At 72.3% G+C, this 20,633-nt stretch carries 17 protein-coding genes and 2 tRNA genes; 5 read left to right on the forward strand and 14 right to left on the reverse strand.

What is annotated here, in order from left to right:
* Nucleotides 1-44: 44 nt before the first annotated feature.
* The 3 genes from ACIOGZ_RS32700 to ACIOGZ_RS32710 form a co-directional block, all read right to left on the reverse strand.
* Complete coding sequence (locus ACIOGZ_RS32700; protein WP_350877737.1) at nt 45-1,022, reverse strand: ribose-phosphate diphosphokinase; 978 nt, start codon at nt 1,020-1,022, stop codon at nt 45-47.
* Nucleotides 1,023-1,222: 200 nt separating this feature from the next.
* Nucleotides 1,223-2,677, reverse strand: a complete 1,455-nt coding sequence (gene glmU, locus ACIOGZ_RS32705; protein WP_400988680.1) for a bifunctional UDP-N-acetylglucosamine diphosphorylase/glucosamine-1-phosphate N-acetyltransferase GlmU — start codon at nt 2,675-2,677, stop codon at nt 1,223-1,225.
* Nucleotides 2,678-2,821: 144 nt separating this feature from the next.
* Nucleotides 2,822-2,892, reverse strand: a tRNA-Gln gene (locus ACIOGZ_RS32710).
* A 249-nt stretch (nt 2,893-3,141) separates the two neighbouring features.
* Between ACIOGZ_RS32710 and ACIOGZ_RS32715 the strand changes: the two genes are divergently transcribed.
* Nucleotides 3,142-4,131, forward strand: a complete 990-nt coding sequence (locus ACIOGZ_RS32715) for an acyl-CoA desaturase (RefSeq protein ID WP_400988682.1) — start codon at nt 3,142-3,144, stop codon at nt 4,129-4,131.
* Nucleotides 4,132-4,157: 26 nt separating this feature from the next.
* Nucleotides 4,158-4,925 carry a TetR/AcrR family transcriptional regulator gene (locus tag ACIOGZ_RS32720; RefSeq protein ID WP_079135661.1) on the forward strand — a complete coding sequence of 256 codons (768 nt, stop codon included), beginning with the start codon at nt 4,158-4,160 and terminating at the stop codon, nt 4,923-4,925.
* Between the two features lie 91 nt (nt 4,926-5,016).
* Here the strand turns inward: ACIOGZ_RS32720 and ACIOGZ_RS32725 are convergent, their stop codons facing one another.
* On the reverse strand, nt 5,017-5,808 hold the full coding sequence (locus ACIOGZ_RS32725; RefSeq protein ID WP_400988683.1) for a methyltransferase domain-containing protein: 792 nt from the start codon (nt 5,806-5,808) through the stop codon (nt 5,017-5,019).
* A 110-nt stretch (nt 5,809-5,918) separates the two neighbouring features.
* Between ACIOGZ_RS32725 and ACIOGZ_RS32730 the strand changes: the two genes are divergently transcribed.
* A complete protein-coding gene (locus ACIOGZ_RS32730; RefSeq protein ID WP_363585323.1) occupies nt 5,919-6,416 on the forward strand; it encodes a MarR family transcriptional regulator in 498 nt (165 codons plus the stop codon).
* 15 nt (nt 6,417-6,431) lie between these two features.
* Here the strand turns inward: ACIOGZ_RS32730 and ACIOGZ_RS32735 are convergent, their stop codons facing one another.
* The 5 genes from ACIOGZ_RS32735 to ACIOGZ_RS32755 all read right to left on the reverse strand — a co-directional run bounded on the left by ACIOGZ_RS32735 (nt 6,432) and on the right by ACIOGZ_RS32755 (nt 10,350).
* Entirely contained in the window at nt 6,432-7,379 is a 948-nt protein-coding gene (locus tag ACIOGZ_RS32735; RefSeq protein WP_400809476.1) for a LuxR C-terminal-related transcriptional regulator, read from the reverse strand.
* A 298-nt stretch (nt 7,380-7,677) separates the two neighbouring features.
* Nucleotides 7,678-8,640 carry a UDP-glucose 4-epimerase GalE gene (gene galE / locus ACIOGZ_RS32740; RefSeq protein ID WP_350877731.1) on the reverse strand — a complete coding sequence of 321 codons (963 nt, stop codon included), beginning with the start codon at nt 8,638-8,640 and terminating at the stop codon, nt 7,678-7,680.
* A 150-nt stretch (nt 8,641-8,790) separates the two neighbouring features.
* The gene (locus tag ACIOGZ_RS32745) at nt 8,791-9,459 is read right to left on the reverse strand and encodes a LuxR C-terminal-related transcriptional regulator (RefSeq protein WP_363585325.1); all 669 of its coding nucleotides are present in this window, start codon (nt 9,457-9,459) and stop codon (nt 8,791-8,793) included.
* A 182-nt stretch (nt 9,460-9,641) separates the two neighbouring features.
* Nucleotides 9,642-9,717, reverse strand: a tRNA-Thr gene (locus ACIOGZ_RS32750).
* Between the two features lie 183 nt (nt 9,718-9,900).
* Entirely contained in the window at nt 9,901-10,350 is a 450-nt protein-coding gene (locus ACIOGZ_RS32755) for a helix-turn-helix domain-containing protein (RefSeq protein ID WP_363585326.1), read from the reverse strand.
* Between the two features lie 186 nt (nt 10,351-10,536).
* On the opposite strand from ACIOGZ_RS32755, the gene ACIOGZ_RS32760 reads away from it, so the two are divergent.
* Nucleotides 10,537-11,133 carry a flavodoxin family protein gene (locus ACIOGZ_RS32760; RefSeq protein ID WP_400988685.1) on the forward strand — a complete coding sequence of 199 codons (597 nt, stop codon included), beginning with the start codon at nt 10,537-10,539 and terminating at the stop codon, nt 11,131-11,133.
* A gap of 20 nt (nt 11,134-11,153) precedes the next feature.
* Here ACIOGZ_RS32760 and ACIOGZ_RS32765 read toward each other — a convergent pair whose 3' ends face one another.
* The 4 genes from ACIOGZ_RS32765 to ACIOGZ_RS32780 all read right to left on the reverse strand — a co-directional run bounded on the left by ACIOGZ_RS32765 (nt 11,154) and on the right by ACIOGZ_RS32780 (nt 16,158).
* Nucleotides 11,154-12,488, reverse strand: a complete 1,335-nt coding sequence (locus ACIOGZ_RS32765) for an MFS transporter (RefSeq protein ID WP_363630166.1) — start codon at nt 12,486-12,488, stop codon at nt 11,154-11,156.
* A 123-nt stretch (nt 12,489-12,611) separates the two neighbouring features.
* Complete coding sequence (locus tag ACIOGZ_RS32770; protein ID WP_400988688.1) at nt 12,612-13,919, reverse strand: S8 family serine peptidase; 1,308 nt, start codon at nt 13,917-13,919, stop codon at nt 12,612-12,614.
* Between the two features lie 99 nt (nt 13,920-14,018).
* On the reverse strand, nt 14,019-15,668 hold the full coding sequence (locus ACIOGZ_RS32775; protein ID WP_400988690.1) for a WXG100 family type VII secretion target: 1,650 nt from the start codon (nt 15,666-15,668) through the stop codon (nt 14,019-14,021).
* Between the two features lie 43 nt (nt 15,669-15,711).
* Nucleotides 15,712-16,158, reverse strand: coding sequence for a hypothetical protein (locus ACIOGZ_RS32780; RefSeq protein WP_363585331.1), 447 nt, complete (start codon nt 16,156-16,158; stop codon nt 15,712-15,714).
* Nucleotides 16,159-16,575: 417 nt separating this feature from the next.
* Here ACIOGZ_RS32780 and ACIOGZ_RS32785 point away from each other — a divergent pair, with 417 nt between their 5' ends.
* Nucleotides 16,576-18,474, forward strand: a complete 1,899-nt coding sequence (locus tag ACIOGZ_RS32785) for an FUSC family protein (RefSeq protein ID WP_400988692.1) — start codon at nt 16,576-16,578, stop codon at nt 18,472-18,474.
* Between the two features lie 94 nt (nt 18,475-18,568).
* On the opposite strand, the gene ACIOGZ_RS32790 is transcribed toward ACIOGZ_RS32785, so the two are convergent.
* Nucleotides 18,569-20,428: an ABC-F family ATP-binding cassette domain-containing protein gene (locus ACIOGZ_RS32790; protein ID WP_363585333.1), complete on the reverse strand. Its 1,860-nt coding sequence runs from the start codon at nt 20,426-20,428 to the stop codon at nt 18,569-18,571.
* Nucleotides 20,429-20,633 lie beyond the last annotated feature (205 nt).

The following is a 20,633-nucleotide window of genomic DNA, read 5'->3' on the forward strand; positions in this document are numbered from 1 at the left end:
GGCCCCGGTCCGATCCGGACCGGGGCCGCCGCCGTCGGGCTTCGTCAGTGCACGCCCTCGAAGAGGCTCGTGACCGAACCCTCCTCGAACACCTCGCGGATCGCGGCCGCGATCGAGGGGGCGATGGACAGCGTGGTGATCTTGTCCAGCTGGATCTGCGCCGGGGTCGGCAGCGTGTTGGTGAACACGAACTCGCTCACCCGCGAGTTCTTCAGCCGGTCCGCGGCCGGGCCGGAGAGCACGCCGTGGGTGGCCGCCACCAGGACGTCCGCCGCACCGTTGTCGAACAGCGCGTCGGCCGCAGCGCAGATCGTGCCGGCGGTGTCGATCATGTCGTCGACCAGGACGCAGACCCGGTCCTTGACGTCACCGACGACCTCGGCCGACAGGATGGTGTTGGCCTGGGTCATGTCGCGGCGCTTGTGGATGATCGCCAGCGGCGCGTCCAGCCGGTCGCACCACTGGTCGGCCACCTTCACCCGGCCGGCGTCCGGCGACACGATGGTCAGCTTGGAGCGGTCCACCCTCCCGCCCACGTAGTCCGCCAGCATCGGCAGCGCGAACAGGTGGTCCACCGGGCCGTCGAAGAAGCCCTGGATCTGCGCGGTGTGCAGGTCCACGGCCATCAGCCGGTCGGCGCCCGCCTGGCGCAGCAGGTCGGCGACCAGGCGTGCCGAGATGGGCTCGCGGCCCAGGTGCTTCTTGTCCTGGCGGGCGTACCCGTAGAACGGCAGGATCGCGGTGATGCTCTTGGCGGAGGCCCGCTTCAGCGCATCGATCATGATCAGCTGTTCCATGATCCACTGGTTGATGGGAGCCGTGTGGCTCTGCATCACGAAGCAGTCCGCGCCGCGGGCCGAGTCCAGGAAGCGGACGTAGATCTCGCCGTTGGCGAAGTCCAGGGCCTTGGTCGGGACGAGCTCGGTCCCGAGCGCCTCGGCCACCTCCCTCGCCAGTTCCGGGTGGGCACGGCCGGAGAAGAGCTTGAGTTTCTTCTCACCCGACGTCGTGATCCCGCTCACTGCACCGTCTCCTCGCGTTGCTGACGCTGAACCCCGTCGTCCCGTGCGGGCAGGCGCAGCCGGCTCGCACGGGGTCGGGGGAATTGTCGGTACGCCTGGACACGGGCCGTAAGCCCAGTGGCGCACGTATGACCCCAAGGTTACGCGCCCACGCAGAAACCGTCCGCCCCGGGACCGCCCTCGGGCTCCCGCCCGTCCCGTCAGGCGTCCGCGGCCCCGTCCGTCGCGGCCTTCGCGGCCTGCGCGGAGGTGGTCCCCGGGCGCTTGCGCTCCACCCAGCCCTCGATGTTGCGCTGGTGCGCCCGGCTCACTCCGAGCGCGCCCGGCGGGACGTCGGTGGTGATCACCGAACCGGCCGCGGTGTAGGCGCCGTCCCCGATCGCCACCGGGGCGATGAACATGTTGTCGGAACCGGTGCGGCAGTGCGCACCGATCACCGTGCGGTGCTTGTTGACGCCGTCGTAGTTCACGGTGACCGAGGCCGCGCCGACGTTGGTGCCCTCGCCGATCGTGGCGTCCCCGATGTAGGAGAGGTGCGGCACCTTGGCGCCCTCGCCCAGCTCGGAGTTCTTCACCTCGACGTAGGTGCCGACCTTCGCCTTGCGGGCCAGCTTGGCCCCCGGCCGCAGGTAGGCGTACGGGCCGGCGGTGGCCAGCTCGCCCACCTCGGCACGGTCCGCCGTGGTGTTGCTCACACGGGCACCGGCGCCGATCAAGGTGTCCGTCAGGGTCGAGTTCGGGCCGACCTCGCAGCCCTCGCCCAGGTGGGTGGCACCCTGCAGCTGGGTGTTCGGCAGCACGAGGGCGTCCGGCTCGTACGTCACCTGCACGTCGATCCAGGTGGTCGCCGGGTCCACCACGGTGACGCCGGCCCGCATCGCCCGCTCCAGCAGGCGGTCGTTCAGCAGCCGGCGGGCCTGCGCGAGCTGCACCCGGTCGTTGATGCCCAGGATGTCCCGGTGGTCCTCCGCGACCACGGCGCCCACCCGGTGCCCGGCGGTGCGCAGGATCTCCAGGGTGTCGGTGAGGTACTCCTCGCCCTGCGAGTTGTCCGTGGTGAGCTCGGCCAGCGCCTCGACCAGCAGCTTGGCGTCGAAGGCGAAGACGCCCGAGTTGATCTCGGCGATCGAGCGCTGGACGGCGGTGGCGTCCCGCTCCTCGACGATCGCGGCGACGGTGCCGTCCTCGTCCCGCAGGATCCGGCCGTAGCCGAAGGGCTCGGGGACGACGGCGGTCAGGACGGTGACCCCGTTGTCCTGGCCGGCGTGGGCCTTCGCCAGGCGGCGCAGCGTGTCCCCGGTCAGCAGCGGGGAGTCCCCGGCGGTGACGATCACCGTGCCGTCCAGCACCACGCCGTCGACGGCCAGCGCCTCCAGCGCCGTGCGCACCGCGTGCCCGGTGCCCTTCTGGTCCTCCTGCACCACCGGACGGGCCGCCGGGTAGTGCGCCGCGAGGTGCTCCTGGACCTGCTCCCGCTGGTGTCCGACCACCACGACGAGCTGTTCCGGCGTCAGTTCGCTGGCCGCCGAGACGGCATGACCCACCAGCGACCGGCCGCAGACCTCGTGCAGCACCTTGGGCAGCTTGTTCGACTTCATCCGGGTCCCGCCACCGGCGGCGAGCACGACAACGGCGGCAAGCGAATTGGCACCCATGCGGGGAGGCTCCTCGGTCGGTTCACAGAGCGGGCAGAACGGGCCCGGACCGGACCGAGGCCGGTCGCCATTCGCACAGTCCGCCGAGCAGCACCGACAATACCGGCGGTTCGGCGGTACGCCCGAACCTGAGGCGTGCAGAGGCTCCGCCGCTAGGATTCGAACCCAGACAAAGGCCTCCAAAGGGCCCTGTGCTGCCATTACACCACGGCGGATGGTTGCTCAGACCCTACCCGAGTCGACCCTGCCATGGGTATCAACTGCCGCGATCCGCAGGCCCCGATCCGCCGGGAACGGTCGAACAAGCCGGGCCGCCGGTTCATCCATCCAGTCGGGTGAATTCACTCAAGCGCCGTGCGGCGGCGTGTTCCCTTCGCCACGGAGCGCAACCTACGATGCCGTAGGTTACGCCAACGTAGCCTCCGCTCCTCCCTCCCGCACAGGGATGCCGCAAAGGGACGCCCATGACCACCAAGGCCGGCGAGCCGAGCGCGGGGAACGCCGCGCTTCCCACCGAATCCCCCGATCCCACCGACACCGCCACCCGACTGTCCGCCACCCGCGGCGGGGAGAAGCAGGGCCTCGCCGAACGGCTCGCGCTCGGGCTGTTCATCCTCCTGCCGTTCGCCGCGCTGCTGGCCGCCGTGCCGGTGGCCTGGGGGTGGGGACTGGGGTGGACGGACGCGGCGATCACCGTCGCCATGTACTTCCTCACCTGCCACGGCATCACCGTCGGCTACCACCGCTACTTCACCCACAGCGCGTTCAAGGCCAACCGCCCGATGCGGCTCGCCCTCGCGGTCGCCGGCAGCCTGGCGGTCGAGGGCCCGCTGGTGCGCTGGGTGGCCGACCACCGCAAGCACCACCGGTTCAGCGACAAGGACGGCGACCCGCACTCGCCGTGGCGCTACGGGGAGAACCTCCCGGCCCTGCTCAAGGGCCTGTGGTGGGCGCACATGGGCTGGATGTTCGACGAGGAGCAGACCCCGCAGCTCACGTACGCGCCGGACCTCGTCCGCGATCCGGCCATACGGCGGATCTCCCGGCTGTTCTGGCTCTGGACCATGATCTCGCTGCTGCTCCCCCCGCTGGTCGGCGGGCTGGTGACGCTGTCCTGGTCGGGCGCGCTGTCCGCCTTCTTCTGGGGATCGCTGGTCCGGGTGGCCCTGCTGCACCACGTCACCTGGTCGATCAACTCGATCTGCCACGCCGTCGGCCGCCGCCCGTTCCGCTCCCGGGACCGCTCGGGCAACGTCTGGTGGCTGGCGGTGCTCTCCTGCGGCGAGTCCTGGCACAACCTGCACCACGCGGACCCGACGGCCGCCCGGCACGGGGTGCTGCGCGGGCAGATCGACTCCTCGGCCCGGCTGATCCGCTGGTTCGAGCTGGCCGGCTGGGTCCGGGACGTCCGTTGGCCGGACGCGCAGCGGATCGCCGCCCGCCGCGCCGCATGAGTCGTCGCTTCCAGCATGATGTAGGGGTGAACGGGAGCAGCGCAGACAGCACAGGCGGCCACCAGAGCACGCGGACGGACGCGGCGCCCGACGCGGCGCCGGCCCGTCCGCGAACCGCTGCACCGGCGGGCGGGGGCGCCTCGGGGGGTGCGCCCGCCCCGGCGCCGCGCCGCCGGGGCGGGCGGGTCCGGATGACCGGCAAGCAGCGGCGGGAGCAGCTGCTGGAGATCGGCCGGACGGTGTTCGCGGAGCGCGGCTACGACGGCACCTCGGTGGAGGAGATCGCCGAGCGGGCCGGGGTGTCGAAGCCGGTGGTGTACGAGCACTTCGGCGGCAAGGAGGGGCTGTACGCGGTGGTGGTGGACCGCGAGATGCAACTGCTGCTGGACATGGTCACGGGGGCGCTGACCGGCGGGCACTCGCGGGAGCTGCTGGAGCAGGCCGCGTTCGCGCTGATGGACTACATCGACACCTCGACGGACGGCTTCCGGATCCTGGTCCGGGACTCCCCGGTGGCCCAGTCGACCGGCACCTTCGCGTCACTGATCAGCGACATCGCGACGCAGGTGGAGGACATCCTCGGCCTGGAGTTCAAGTCCCGGGGCTTCGACGCGCGACTGGCCCCGATGTACTCGCAGATGCTGGTCGGCATGGTGGCGCTGACCGGGCAGTGGTGGCTGGAGGTCCGCAAGCCGGACAAGGCGCAGGTCGCGGCGCACCTGGTGAACCTGGCCTGGCACGGGCTGGAGGGCCTGGAGCGGCACCCGAGGCTGGTCGGCGGGCGCAAGGACTGACCTGCGGGCGAACCGGCGGCGGGGTAGGGCCGACCGGCGGGCGGAAGGAGCGACCGACGGGCGGAAGGGCCGGCGGCCCTCCCGCCCCGCATCAGGCCCTGGTCCCGACGGCGAAGATCCGCCGGAACGGGAAGACGGTGCCGTGCGACCCGGCCGGGTAGGCCTCGCGCAGGAGCGCCCCGTACTCGGCGAGGAAGGCGGCTCGGCGGGCGGGGTCGGTCAGCTGGGTGAGGACGGGGCGCAGGGCGGTGCCCTTGACCCAGGCGAGGACCGGGTCCGGGCCCGGGAGCAGGGTGCGGTAGGTGGTCTCCCAGACGTCGGGCGCGCAGCCGGCGGCGGTGAGGGCGTCCAGATAGCGCTCGGGCGGGTGGACGCCGGCCCTGGCGGCGTCGTCGCCGAGGAGGCCGCGCCAGCGGGGGCTTCGCCGGAGTTCGGCGAGCAGGGTGTGGCTGGGGGCGTCGAAGTTGCCGGGGACCTGGAAGGCGACGGTGCCGCCGGGCGGCAGGGCGCCGGCCCAGCGCGGGACGAGGTCGAGGTGGCCGTCGATCCACTGCAGCGTGGCGTTGGAGACGATCAGGTCGGGTCCGGCCGGGGCCGGGTCGTAGTCGCGGGCGTCGGCGAGCAGGTAGTCGGCGGTGGGCTCACCGTCGGTGCGGGCGGTGGCGAGCATCGGGGCGGAGTTGTCGACGCCGGTGAGGCGGGCGTGCGGCCAGCGTGCGCGCAGCACGGCGGTGGAGTTGCCGGGGCCGCAGCCGATGTCGAGGATCACGGGATCGCTCGGGTTCGGGAGGGCGGGGACGCGGGCGAGCAGGTCGCGCAGCGGACGGGTGCGTTCGTCCGCGAAGCGCAGGTACTGCGCCGGGTCCCAGACGGGACTGGTCATGGTCCACCTCACAAGTATCTCGACATCAAGATATCCCAGGTAGCCTTGCTGGCACATTTCTCGACGTCAAGAGACTTCACATCGACACATCCACCGATACACTGATCGTCATGGAGGACGAGGTCGACAGGCTGGTCGCAGCGTGGCGCCGAGAGCGCCCCGACCTCGACGTGGAGCCGCTGGAGGTACTCAGCCGGGTCAGCAGACTCGCCCGGCACCTCGACCGCGCCCGCCGCACCGCCTTCGCCGAGCACGGGCTGGAGCCCTGGGAGTTCGACGTCCTGACCGCCCTGCGCCGGGCCGGCTCCCCCTACCAGCTCTCCCCCGGCCAGCTGCTCACCCAGACCCTGGTCACCTCCGGCACCATGACCAACCGCATCGACCGCCTCACCGGCAAGGGCCTGGTCAAGCGCCTGCCCGACCCGGACGACCGGCGCGGCGTGCTCGTCCGGCTCACCGACGACGGCCGCGACCGCGCCGACCAGGCACTCGCCGGACTGCTCACGCACGAACGCGAACTGCTCGCCCAGCTCAGCTCCGGCCAGCAGGGCGAACTCGCCGCGCTCCTGCGGCAGCTGGTCGCCCCGTTCGACAACATCCCGGGCTGATCCGCGCCCCGGAGTTCACGTCCGGTCCACCGCGGTCACGACGGACGGCGGCGCCGGCAGGGCCGGCTCGGCCGGGCTGACCCCGGCCCGGCGGGCCACCGCCACCGCGGCCAGCGTGGAGTGCACCCCGAGCTTGCCGAGCACGTTCTGCATGTGCGTCCGGACGGTGTGCGGCGACAGGTAGAGCCGCTCCGCGACCGCCTGCCGGCCCAGGCCCGCGACCATGCAGCGCAGGATCTGCTTCTCCCGCGGAGTGAGGGTGTCGACCAGCCGCTCGCTCTCGGTGCGGTCCCGCCGGGCGGTGGTCAGCTCGCGGATCACCCCGGTCAGCAGCGCGGGCGGCAGGTGCGTCTCGTCCCGCAGCACCCCCCGGACCACGGAGAGCAGCCGGGCCAGCGAACTCTCCTTGGCCACCCAGCCGGTGGCGCCCGCGTGCAGGGCCCGGGCGGCGCGGTGCGGGTCGTCGGCGACGGCCAGCACGACCGCCCGCAGCCCCGGATGGGCGCGGCGGACCCGGGCGAGCAGGGTGATGCCGTCCGGTGCCGGAGGCGTGGTTCTGAGCTGGTCGGCCCGGTACGCGTCGGAGCGGGCCGGTTCCGTGCCGCGCCCGCCCGGGCGCAGCAGGTCCACCGGGCGGCCGCCGGACTGCGCCACCGGCGGGCCGACCGGGTGGCGGGGCGGCGGCACCGCCGGGGCCGGCCGCCGCCGGGCCGCGTCGGCCGCGTCCGGGCCGAGCCGGCTCCGGACACCCGCCGAAGCAGTGCCCTCGGCCCCCAGGTCGGCGTCGATCAGGACCACGTCGAAGGCCCGCCCCTCGACGGCGGCACGCTCCAGCGCCCGCTCGGCGGCGGCCCCGCTGCCGGCCGCCCCCACCTCCACGTCGGGCTCGGCGGCGAGCGCCGCGGCCAGGGCCTCGGCGAAGATCCGGTGGTCGTCGACCACCAGGACGCGGATCCGCCCCATCGTCACTACCCCCCTGCTCAGACCGGCCCGAGCCCGGGGGCGGGGACCGGCCCCGGCACCCGCGGTCTGGGCCCGTCACTCCGCCCGCCCACCGGTGGCCGGTGAGGCCGAAAAGGGCGCCGGCCCCCACCGGTACCGCACTCAGCGTACGGGCCGGGAAACCCCCTCGTGGCGGTTTGGTGAAGTTTCGTCAGGAGGTGCGCGAGTGGCGGGATTTCACGCCATCACCGGTCGAAGCGGGCAACGCCGAGGCGCCGCCCCCGAACCTCCGGGAGCGGCGCCTGCGGGGTCCTGCGGCCTACTTGCCGTGCTTCTCCAGGGCGAACTTCCAGGCGTCGGCGACGATGTCGTCCAGGTTCGGGCGGCGCGGCGTCCAGCCCAGCGCCTCGTGGGCGCGGGCCGCCGAGGCCACCAGCACGGCCGGGTCGCCGGCCCGGCGGCCGGCCGCCTGCACCGGGATCTCCCGGCCGGTGACGCGCCGGACCGACTCGATCACCTCGCGCACCGAGAAGCCGCTGCCGTTGCCCAGGTTGCAGATCAGGTGCTCGCCCGGCTTGGCCGCGTCCAGCGCCAGCAGGTGCGCGTCGGCCAGGTCCGCGACGTGGATGTAGTCGCGGATGCAGGTGCCGTCCGGGGTCGGGTAGTCCTCGCCGTACACCGCGATGTGCGGGCGCTGACCCAGCGCCGCCTGGAACACCAGCGGGATCAGGTGCGACTCGGGGTCGTGGCGCTCCCCGTACGCGCCGTACGCACCGGCCACGTTGAAGTAGCGCAGCGAGACGGCGGCCAGGCCGTGCGCGACGGCCTCGCTGGTGATCAGGTGGTCCACGGCGAGCTTGGTGGCGCCGTAGGCGTTGGTCGGCGAGGTGCGGGCGGTCTCCGCGATCGGCACGACCTCCGGCTCGCCGTAGACGGCGGCGGTGGACGAGAACACCAGCTTGCGCACACCCGCCGCGCGCATCGCCGCGACCAGCTCCAGCGAACCCGCCACGTTGTTGCGCCAGTACTTCTCCGGGTCCACGACCGACTCGCCGACCTGCGAGGAGGCGGCGAAGTGCAGCACGCCGTCGAAGGAACCGTCCAGCACCCGGCCGGCCTCCTGGACCCGACCCTCGACGAACTCGGCACCGACCGGGACGCCCTCGCGGAAACCGGTGGAGAGATCGTCCAGGACGGTCACCTGGTGCCCCGCCTCCAGCAGGTGGGCGGCCACCACGCTGCCGACGTAGCCGGCGCCACCCGTGACCAGGTACTTACTCATGATGAGACCTCCAGCGGGCGACGGTCCGCCGGTCAGCGGCGGCCGTCGATGACGTGTGTACGACTGAGGCTATTCTCCCTGCCCGCCGGAGTGCCCAGGACCATGTGAACGGGCCGCCCGGGAGCCGGTTTCACGGACCCCGAGCCCCCCTCAGCCGCCGGCCATCCGCTCCAGCAGCCCGGTACGGGCCGCCACCGCGGCCGCCTCCAGCCGGGTCCGCGCACCGAGCTTCATCAGCACCCGCTGGACGTGCGTCCGGGCGGTGCTCGCGGCGATCCGCATCCCGGCGGCGATCGCCGCCGTGTCCTCCCCGTCCGCGATCCGGGCCAGCACCTGCACCTCACGGCGGGTCAGCAGCCGCAGCAGCCGCACCGCCTCGTCGTCCGGCTCGGCGACCGGCCGCAGCAACTGGTCGAAGGCCCCGCGCAGCACGTCCACGGCCACCGCCGCCTCGCCCGCCCGGGCCCGCCCGATCGCCCGCTCGACCACCCCGATCCGCTCGTCGCTCGGCACGTACCCCGCCGCCCCGGCCGCGAACGCCCCCGCCACACCGCGCAGTTCACCCACCGGACCGAGCACGATCACGGCCACCTCGGGACGCTCCCGGCGGATCCGGCGCAGCCCGTCGAAAGCCGCCGGCTCACTCGGCGCGGACACCCCCAGCAGACACACCTCCGGCCGCCGGCCGACCACCAGATCGGCCGCGACCCCGGCCGGGCAGCCGACCGCGAGCACCCGGTGGCCGCGCAGCTGCAACGCCGTGGCCAGCGCCTCGGCCAACAGCCGGTGATCGTCGACCACCACGAGTCGAACGCCCATGACGCCCTCCCGGTCGGGGTTCGGCTCGCGCCCGCACCCCATGGGCGGGCGGCCGATGACGCACCATCACAGCGCATTCCGTACCCGACCCGCTAGGCCGCCGCGCTCGGCCTCCGCACCGGGCCCGACGGTCTGATCGGGGAACAGCAAAAGGCCCTCGCCATGAAGCGAGGGCCTTCGAATGGAGCCCCCATGCGGAATCGAACCGCAGACCTTCTCCTTACCATGGAGACGCTCTACCGACTGAGCTATAGGGGCTTGCCGGGCTTTCGCCGGGCCGGTCGAACAAGGAAGACACTACACGGCTGGCGGCCAGGAAGGGAAATCGGGTCCGCGGCCCCGGCGCACGCCGGACCGACCCCCCGACGGGCGGGCATCCGCCCCTCGGCGCGGGCCCGGCCAGCCCTCGGCGCGCGCGGTCAGCCTTCGGCGTGCGCGCGGTCAGCCTTCGGCGTGCGTCTCGTCGAACTCCTCGCGGGCGGCCAGCATCTGCCCGGTCCGCTGCTCCGTCCACCGGCCGAGCGGCGCCAGCAGTACAGCCAGCTCCCGGCCGAGCGGCAGCAGGTCGTAGACCACCCGCGGCGGCGTCTCCGGGAACACGGTGCGGCGCACCAGTCCGCTGCGCTCCAGACTGCGCAGCGACTGGGTGAGCATCTTGCGGCTGACCCCGCCGACGCCGCGCTGCAGTTCGGAGAACCGCTGCTGCCCGCAGGCGGCGAGGCTCATCAGGATCAACATCGACCACTTGTCGGCCAGTTCGGCGAACATCGCGCGGCTGGGACAGAGCTGGGCGAAGACGTCGAGCTCCTGCTCCCGGTCCTGCCCGCCCTCCCGTTCCTGCCCCTGCCGCCCGGTGCCGCTCTCCGCCCGGGCCGCTTCCTCCGTCGTCATGCTGTCCAGGGTAGCCCCGCGGTCTCCAATCCACCCTTGGTAACCAATGGAGACTTGGTCTATATTAGAGACCAGTCGACGGGCCGGGGTGCGGCAGCAGGCCCTCGCCGCCCCTTGCCTTCCCCCTGCCTTGCCTGCGTTGCCCTGCCCCTGCCCCTGCCCGTACCCGTATAGGAGTGCCCCCGCATGACCGCCATCCGCCCGACCGTCGCCCTCGCCTACCACTCCGGCTACGGCCACACCGCCGTCATCGCCGAGGCCGTCGCCCGCGGCGCCGCCGCCGCCGGCGCCGAGGTCGTCTCGATCGCCGTCGACACCATCACCGACGAGCAGTGGGCCCAGCTCGACGCCGCGGACGCGATCGTCTTCGGCTCCCCCACCTACATGGGCACCGCCTCCGGCGCCTTCCACGTCTTCGCCGAGGCCACCAGCAAGCGCTGGTTCTCCGACGCCTGGCGGGACAAGGTCGCCGCCGGCTTCACCAACTCCGCCTCCAAGAGCGGCGACAAGGCCGGCACCCTCGGCTTCTTCCAGACCCTCGCCGCCCAGCACGGCATGAGCTGGGTCAACCTCGGCCTCAAGCCCGGCTGGAACGCCACCACCGCCACCGAGAACGACCTCAACCGCCTCGGCTTCTTCAACGGCGCCGCCGCCTCCAGCCCGTCCGACGCCGGCCCCGAGGCCGTGCACAAGGCCGACATCGCGACCGCCGAGCACCTCGGCGAGCGGGTCGCCCAGCACACCGCCGTCGTGCTGGCCGGCCGCGCCGCCCTCGCCGGCTGACCGCACCGCACGGTCGGCACCTACGCCGCCGGGTCCGCCCCCAGGAGGGGCGCCCGGCGGCGTCCGCCGTCCACCGCCCCCAACTCCGCACCACCGGTCTCCGGCAGCAGCCACAGGCACCCCAGCGCCACCACACCCAGCCCCACCAGGTACCAGCCGACCGGCTCCGCCGTCCCGTACGCCTCCGTCAGCCGCGTCGCCACCAGCGGCGTCGTCGCCCCGCCCACCACGCCGCCCAGGTTGTACGTCAACGCGGCACCCGTGTACCGCACCCGGGTCGGGAACAACTCCGGCAGGAACGCCGCCACCGGCCCCATCAGGCACCCCAGCACCACCAGCGCACCCGCCAGCGCCACGAACATCAACGGCCGGCGCACCGTCTCCAGCAGCGGGAACAGCACCAGCGACCACCCCGCCGCCAGGCCCGTCGCCCAGCACAGCGTCCGCCGCCGCCCCCAGCCGTCACTGCGCGACGCGCTCACCCACACCGTCACGCCCATGCCCAGCGCGCCCACCAGCAGCATCACCAGCACCAGCGAACTCGCCACCCCGAGCCCGGACGTCGCGTACGCCAACGCGTACGTCGTGGTCAGGTAGAACAGCGCGTACCCCACGGTGATCGCCCCACAGCCCAGCAGCACCGTGCGCCAGTGCCCGCGCAACACCTCCACCACCGGCGCCCGGTCCCTCGGCTCGTCCGGCCGGAACAGCGGCGTCTCCTCCAACCGCAGCCGCACGAACAGCCCCACCGCCACCAGCCCCAACGACGCCAGGAACGGCACCCGCCAGCCCCACTCCCGGAACGCCCGCTCGTCCAGGCCGAGTTGGACCGCCAGGAACACCCCGTTCGCCAACACGAACCCGCTCGTCGGCCCCAACTGCAGGAACGCCCCGTACCGCCCCCGCCGCCCGGCCGGCGCGTTCTCCGCGATCAGCAGCGCCGCCCCGCCCCACTCCCCGCCCAACCCCACGCCCTGACACACCCGCAACGCCACCAGGGCCGCCGGCGCCCACCACCCCCACGACCCGAACCCCGGCAACACCCCCACCGCCGCCGTCGACAGCCCCATCAACAACAGCGACACCACCAGCGTCGCCTTCCGCCCCACCCGGTCCCCGAAATGCCCGAACACCACCGCCCCCAGCGGCCGGGCCAGGAACGCCACCGCGTACACCGAGAACGCCGCCAACAGCGCCCCCACCGTGCCCAGTTCAGGAAAGAACACCGACCCGAACACCAAGGCCGCCGCCGTCCCGTACAAAAAGAAGTCGTAGAACTCGATCGCCGTACCGATCAGCGCCGCAGCCGCCGCACGCCTCAACTGCCCCGCCCGCCGGGCTTCCTCCGCATCCATACCACCACCCTGGACACCAGCCCGCCCCGCCACCAGCCCCCACCCGAGTGACCCCCGCGCACACCCCCACCCCACGCGCCCCCGGCTCAACACCGCAGGCGCACACCAGCGCAGGCCCCCGGATCACCGCACGTACGGGTCCTCCCCCGGCGGCACCGCAGGCTGTCCGCTGGCCTTCCGCCGCCGCAGCACGACGAACACCACACCGGCGACCAGCACCAACCCACCCACCACACCGGCCACGACCGGCAACACACCACCCAAGCCAGAGGACTTCTCCGCCGCCGGCCCCACCGGAGGCGCCCCCACGGCCACCTCACTCGGACTCGGGGCGGCCGAACTCGGCGCCGCCGACGGGCCCGCCGACGCGGACGGGCTGGCCGAAGGCGCAGTCTCCGCCGCCGGAACCGGAGACACGTCCGCCGGGCCGGGATCACCAGGGTCCGCCAGAGCGACCCGAGGCCGCACTACGCCATAACCGACATCGTTGTTGCGGACGGATCCATCAGTCGGCTTCCCGGCCGTATTGATCAACACCCGCAGAACCTGATTCGCCGACCAATCCTTGTGAATAGACCAGATCAATGCAGCCGAGGCGGACACCAATGCAGCAGAATCCGAGGTGCCATGACTCTTGCAGTATCCAGTTTTCCCCGTGCAAGCCTCGATCATATCGACACCAGGAGCTGCGAGGACTACCTGCGGACCCTGCTGTGACTCCGATGTCGCAATAACATCGCGGCCGACCGCCCCCACTCCAACAACATTGGGGAGCGCGCCCGGATATTCCACAAGATTTCCCGACTGGGCTGAATTCCCGACACTGGAAACTACCAGCGACCCCTTCGCTCGCGCCCAAGCCAGGATAGTATTCAGCTTCGCAACATCTTCAGGGTGAGTCGCGACAGCAGAAGTTCCCTGAGAAATGTTGATGACCTTGACACCTTGCTCGACTGCATAGGTGACGGCCTGGCCAATCTGCCCAAGGAAATCGGACGAAATCACCGCCCCATCGGATCCGTTGGAAATCTTCAACGGAAGGATTTTAGCGCCAGGAGCAAGGCCGTAAGCGCCTTTTCCACCGTCGGATTTTCCGGACCCTGCAATGAGGCTGGCCATCTGCGTACCATGCCCCTCCGCATAGGATCCGACGCCACCAGGGCTTCCACTGAAGTCCTTACCCGGAATAAACTGCCCCATCAAATCCGGGTGATCCAACTTGAATCCGCCGTCGATCACTGCGACGGTAACGCTCTCCCCCTTGGAGATCTTCCACATCTCCGATGCATGCATGGCATCCAGATGCCATTGATCCTCGCGGATCGAATCGCCTGCGATCGCCAGTGGTGCCGCCGGACCGGCCATGACGCCCGTCACCAGAAGCGCCGCAGCGAACATCCGCCAACGTGCGCGCGCGCTCGTCCGCCCCATCGCAACTCCTCGTCAATCTCTCCGTCGACCGGGGAGCGTGCCCCGAACAGGTCTGCCCGGCCACCGGGAGAGCCCAGTGGCCGGGCAGTCGTTGCCGTCCTACTCAATCACGTCCGGGTTGCTGTGCGGCGTACCGCTGGTCCAGGTCTCCTCGTCCTCGTGGAGGTAGTCGGCCCGCTTGCGGCGATCGCGCTCGTTCCGCCCGGAGTGACCCGCCGTTCCAGGGGCCATCATGCCGTTCTGCCCCGAACGGGCTTCACCCTCGGCGACTCCCGCAGCAGCCGCCCGGTTACGCAGGCCCGTACCACCCGGCGTGAACTCCCCGCCAGCAGCCGGTCCCTTGCGGCCGCCGACCGCTCCCCCTCCGGTCGAGGTCAGACCCCGGCCCCGCGAGCTGCCACCCGAACCAACGACTCCGGAACCACCACCCATCCCTGGGTGCATGCCGCCCACCCCGCCCGTGCTGCCGGCTGCTCCCGCCCGACCTGCCTGGGCCTCGCGCGCGCCGAAGACCGTCCCGCTGGGCAGACCCGGGCTGCCACCGGACTTCCCCGGCACCGAGCCACCGCCGAACGGAGCCGTACGGGCGGGGATCGAGCCCCCGCCCCTGCCGGAGACGGATCCGCCACCACCCTTGGCCGGGATCGAGCCACCGCCGACCCCGGCCGGGAAACCGGTCACCGGGCCGCCACCCGGACCACCCGGGTATCCGGGAATCCCACTCGGACCGTCAGGCGAGAGACTTCCACCACCACTGGGGCCGAGCGGGCCGGTCTGACCTGGCAGGGTCGGCACGGTCGGCAGGCTGTCGAGGCCGGTACCGGGACGGTGGACGGGTTCCGACGACACAGAGGGAGGCGTCGAGGAACCCGGGCCCACCGGCGTCGGCGGCACCTGGCCACCGCTTCGCGGCGGAATCGGGTCGGCGTGGCCTGGCACGAGCGGGCCTTGCGAGCTCGACCCCAGGTTGCGGGGTGCAGCCGAGCCGCCACCATAGGTTCCACCTGGCAGGCTGTAACTCCCTCTGGTGGTGACGCCACTGCCCGTACGAGGGCTGCGGACGGAACCGCCGTAGCCGCCGTAGCTGCCACCCTTTGGATAATCCGACACATCGTCTCGGCTCTTACTCGCATCCGGCGTGCCCGGTAGAGCCACGTCCCCGAGCCCGGCCAGCTTCGTCGTCGCGGCTTCGTACGCCTGCCCCAGCTTCTCCATCTGGTGGATGGCTTCCTGGTGAGCCTTGTAGACCCGCTGGGAGGCGGCCAGAGCCTCCGTCTCGGTGACCCAGGAGCAGTTCTGCTTCTTCATCATGGCGTCGACGGTGGCGGTGGTCGGCCCGGCCGGGGTGAAGTTGGCGCTCGTGAGCGCCAACTGGTTGGGCGCCCCCTGGGTCGAGCGTGTCTTGACGATGTCGACATCGTCGTGTGGCACGTCCGGCACGGCCACCTTGGCGGTGCTGAGTGCCTCACCGGCCTGGTGCATGGCGTCGCCGGCGGTTGTGGAGTAGTCACCGAGCAACGCGGCAGACTGCTGCAGGTTGCCGGCCCAGGTCTTGAAGCTCTCGGCGGCCGGCCCTTCCCAGCTGACGTTGCCGATGTGCGATTTGAGTGCCGCGCCGAGTTCCTTCAGGACACGGCCGGCCGACTGCAGCTGGGTGCCGCGGCTCAGCACCGTCGTGGGGTCGGTGCTCTGGACCATTTTCTTGAGCTGGGCGTGTCCGACGCCCTCGAAGTTCGTTCCGTCTGCCACTACTTACTCCCCGTTTCCCCGTGGGCGCCCTCGCCGACCACCATCAGAAGCCCTCGCCGCCGGCCCGCGGCGGTGTGGGGCCGCCCGCGTTCTTCGCGACGGCGTTCTGTGCGGCCGCCGTGTCGTCCTCGTTGGCCGAGTAGTTGCCCGCCGTCGCCGCGACCGCGGTCTTCATCGCCTCGATCTGCGACACGAAGTCCTTGTGCAGCTTGACGAGCTGGGTGTGCACCTTGTCGTAGGCCGCGGTCAGGGCCGTCGCTTCGGCGAACTCCGCGCTGGCGAAGCTTCCGCCGGTCAGCTTCTGTTCCTGGAGTTTGTACGGGGCCGCCGGGGAGCCCTCCATGGCCTGGAGCAGGGCTTCGATCTTCTTGGCGAACGCGGTGAGCGTGTCGAGCTCGACCTTGACGTCCTTCTTGCCGAAGGCGGACACCAGGTCGGCGGCGCTGACGTTCGTCTGCACGGTGCTGACGAGGGGGCCGAACCCCATCATGTGGCTGAGCATAAATGGCGTGACGTCACCGGACGTGTCCGGACTGGCCCCCGTGTTCGGTGGAACCTCTCCTGCCACAGCAGTTCACCTCTCCCCCGTACGGGCGGCGGTTCGGGGTAACCCCGGGGCCGCCGCTCCGCAACATACCGTCAACTTCTCGGTCGTACAGTGCTGGTCGGTGCACCGCCCGCCCTGGGGGCGGTCTCCGCCTCCGTAATCGTAGCCACCGCCCCTGTCGGGTCGGCAGGGCCCTTGGCCCGCCTGTGCGGGATCGGTACGAACTTGACACGTGCGGCCCTCGGGGGTGTCGCGCCGGGCCCCGGTAGACTGGCCTCGCCCGGTTGGACCGGGTACGCCCCCATCTGCCGCGCAATGTCGCACAGCAGCGACCCCTGGCCGCAGAACGGACGTGACCTGATGCCCGCAGACGAGTCCGCCCCCTCCTGGTGGGCCCGTGCCGCCCGTCCTTCCCGGCCGCCGTTGCCGCTGGCGCTGATGGCCCGCGCGGCGGTGGGCATGGCGGTGCCGCTGGCCGCAGGGCTGCTGGCGCACCGGCTGGATCTGGGGGTGTTCGCCGGTCTGGGCGCGATGCACGCGACGATGAACGACCGCGCGGAGCCGAGCGGCCTGCGGGTGCCCCGGATCGCGTCGGCGGTGCTGGCTTCGGCGCTCGGCATGCTGATCGGCACCTCCCTCCAGCACACGCACGTTTCGGCGGTGGTGCTCGGTGCGGCGCTCACGTTCACGGCGTTCGCGTCCGGCGCGCTGAGTGCGACGGGCCCGCGGGGTTCGGCGGCGGGGATGCTGCTGCTGGTGTCGGCGGCGTTGGGCAGCGGGATGCCGTTGCCGGATCCGTGGTGGGCGGCGGCGCCGATGATGCTGGCGGGTGCCGCGTTCGTGGTGGTGCTGGGTCTACCGGGGGGCGCGCACCGCCGTCCCGCCTCGGATCCGCGCAACCGTGCGCTGGCGGCCGCATACGAGGCGTTCGGCCGGACGCTGGCCGATTTGGGCACGCCGCAGGGCGCGGCTTCGCGCCAGGTGTTGACGGCCCGGTTGAACCAGTTGCAGGACCTCCTCCCGCGACCGCACCGCCCGGGGTCGGAGTCCGCCCGTACGGTTCGGCTGCGCCGGATGTACGAGGCGGCGTTGGCCGCCACCGAGGCGGCGACGGGCCTGTTGTGGGCGTGGCGGCCGGTGCCGCCCGAGGTCGCGGAGGTACCGCTCCGGTTGGCGGACGCGGTCCGGCGGGGCGGCGGCGAGGTCGCCGTTCCGCAGTGGCAGCCGGACACGCCGTCCCGGCAGGCCCTGGACGTGGCGTTGCGCGCGGCGGCCGACACCGTGGCCGGCCGGGAGGCGGAGGTCGGTACCGCCCCGGCACCGCCGCCCGATCCGTGGCGGCTGCGGGTGCGGCTGCTGTCGCGCGGTTCGGTCCGGTACGGGCTGCGGGTGGCGTTGTGCATCGCGGTCGGTTCGGCGGTGACGGCCAGCTACCCGCTCAGCAAGAGCTACTGGGTGCCGATGACGATCGCCTTCGTGTTGAAGCCGGATCTCGGTTCGGTGTTCCTGCGGGCGGTGAGCCGCTCGGTCGGCACGGTGCTCGGGGTGGCGGTCACGGCGGCCGTGGTGTCGCTCACGACCGACGCGTGGGTACTGACGGCGATCGCCGCGTTCTGCGTGGCCCTGCTGCCGTACGCGACGGCGGCGCACTACGGGCTGAACACGGTGGCGATGACGCCGATGGCGTTGATCCTGCTCCAGTTGGGCGGGCAGAGCAGCGCGGCCGAGTTCTGGCCGCGGGTGCTGGACACGGTGCTCGCGAGCGCGATCGTGCTGCTCTTCGGCTATCTGCTGTGGCCGGAGCGTCCGCGGCACCGGATCGAGCCCCGGCTGGTGGACGCGGCCACCGCGCTGCGGGCCTATCTGGACGCGGTCACCGGGGACGCGGGCCGGGCCGAGGTGTGGCTGCGCCGTACGGCGTACCGGGCGTTGGAGGACGCCCGCCAGGAGGTGCGGCAGGGGCTGGCCGAGCCGCCGCCGACGGGACGGCTGGCGGAGCAGTGGCTGCCGGCGACGGCGGCGTTGGAGCGGCTGGGCGGCGCGGTGGCGGCGTTCGCGGCGCAGCTGCGGTACGGCGGCCGGGTGCCGGATCCGGCGGAGGTGGGGCGGGTGCGCCGGGCGCTGGACGAGCTGACGGCGGCGGCCCGCGAGCACCGCCCGCCGACCGGGGCGGCGGCCCGCCCGACGGCGCCGCACGACCCGACGCGCAGTGCGCTGGGCCGTGCGGCGGACGAGCTGGAGGCCCTGCTGGCCCGGTAGGGCCCGACCGGAGTCCCGGTCCCGGCCAGAAGACTCCGACCAGAACTCCAACCAGAACCCCGATCAGGACTCCGGCCGGAACTCCGACCGGGGCTCAGACCTGCTCGGCCAGCTCCAGCCAGCTCAGCTCCAGCTCCTCCTTCTCCTCCCGGACGGTGCGCAGTTGCGCGTCCAGCTCCGCGACCTTGGAGAAGTCGGCGGCGTGCTCGGCGAGTTGGGCGTGCAGCTTGGACTCCTTCTGGTCCAGCTTGGCGATCTGCCGCTCCATCTTCTGCATCTCCTTCTTCGCCGCCCGCAGGTCGCCGCCCGACAGGGCCGACGCGGCGGTCCCGGCGTCCGAGCCGCCGGACGCCGCGGCCGAAGCGGTCGAGGCGGTCGAAGCACCCGACGCGGCCGAAGCGGCGGCGGCGATCGAGGCGGCCATCCGCGCCCGCCGCTCCAGGTACTCGTCGACGCCGCCCGGCAGCATCCGCATCTTCTGGTCGCCGAGCAGCGCGTGGACGACGTCGGTGGTCCGCTCGATGAAGAACCGGTCGTGGCTGATGACGATCATCGAGCCGGGCCAGCCGTCGAGCAGGTCCTCCAGCTGGTTGAGGGTCTCGATGTCGAGGTCGTTGGTGGGCTCGTCGAGGAACAGCACGTTGGGCTCGTCCATCAGCAGGCGCAGCAGTTGGAGCCGCCGCCGCTCGCCGCCGGACAGGTCGCCGACGGGCGTCCACTGCTTGTCCTTGCCGAAGCCGAACTGCTCGCACAGCTGGCCGGCGCTCATCTCCCGGCCCTTGCCGAGGTCGACGCGCGAGCGGACCTGCTCGACGGCCTGGAGCACCCGGATGGCCGGGTCCAGTTCGACGACCTCCTGCGACAGGTAGGCGAGCCGCACCGTCTTGCCGACCTTGATCAGACCCGACGCGGGCTGCACGTCGCCCTCGGAGGCGTACGCGTCGCGCAGGGCGCGCAGCAGCGAGGTCTTGCCGGCGCCGTTGACGCCGAGCAGGCCGATCCGCTCGCCGGGGCCGAGCTGCCAGGTGAGGTTCTCCAGCAGCAGCTTGGGGCCGGCCTTGACGGTGACGCCTTCCAGGTCGAAGACGGTCCTGCCCAGTCGCGCGTTGGCGAACTTCATCAGCTCGGACCGGTCCCGGGGCTCCGGCACGTCGGCGATCAGGGCGTTGGCGGCCTCGATCCGGTAGCGCGGCTTGGAGGTGCGGGCGGGGGCGCCGCGGCGCAGCCAGGCGAGTTCCTTGCGGGCGAGGTTCTGGCGCTTCTGCTCCTCGACGGCCTCGATCCGGGAGCGCTCGGCGCGGGCGAAGACGTAGTCGGAGTAGCCGCCCTCGTACTCGTGCACGGCGCCGCCCTGGACGTCCCACATCCGGGTGCAGACCTGGTCGAGGAACCAGCGGTCGTGGGTGACGCAGACCAGCGCGGAGCGGCGCTTCTGCAGGTGCTGGGCGAGCCAGTTGATGCCCTCGACGTCGAGGTGGTTGGTGGGCTCGTCGAGGACGATCAGGTCGGGCGAGCCGAGGAGCAGCTTGGCGAGGGCGATCCGGCGGCGCTCGCCGCCGGAGAGCGGGCCGATGACGGTGTCGAGGCCGTCGGCGAAGCCGGGCAGGTCGAGGCCGCCGAAGAGGCCTTCGACGATGTCGCGGATGCGGGCGTCGCCGAGCCACTCGTGGTCGGCCCGGTCGGCGATCACCTCGTGCCGGATGGTGGCCGTCGGGTCGAGCGAGTCGTGCTGGGTGAGGACGGCCAGCTGGAGGCCGCCGTTCCAGGTGATCCGGCCGCTGTCGGCCTCCTCCAGCTTGGCGAGCATCCGGATCAGGGTGGTCTTGCCGTCGCCGTTGCGTCCGACGACGCCGATCCGGTCGCCTTCGCTGACGCCGAGGCTGACTCCGTCCAGGAGGGCGCGGGTGCCGTAGACCTTCGTGACGGACTCGATGGTGGCGAGGTTGACGGCCACGTCTGCTGCGCTCCTGGGATTGGCGGTCTCGGGGCGGCCCGCCGGTCGCGGCCGGGCACCCCTGTCGGGGACGCCCCGATCTCCCCAGCCTAATGGGCCCGCCGAAGCGCCCTCACCGCCTGCGGCGGCGGGGGCCCCGAAACCGGCGGGCCCCGAACCGGCGAAGCCCCTACGACGCGAGCGGGGTCCCTACGACGCGGGCGCC

Source organism: Kitasatospora sp. NPDC088160, from assembly GCF_044741445.1.
Lineage (GTDB): Bacteria > Actinomycetota > Actinomycetes > Streptomycetales > Streptomycetaceae > Kitasatospora.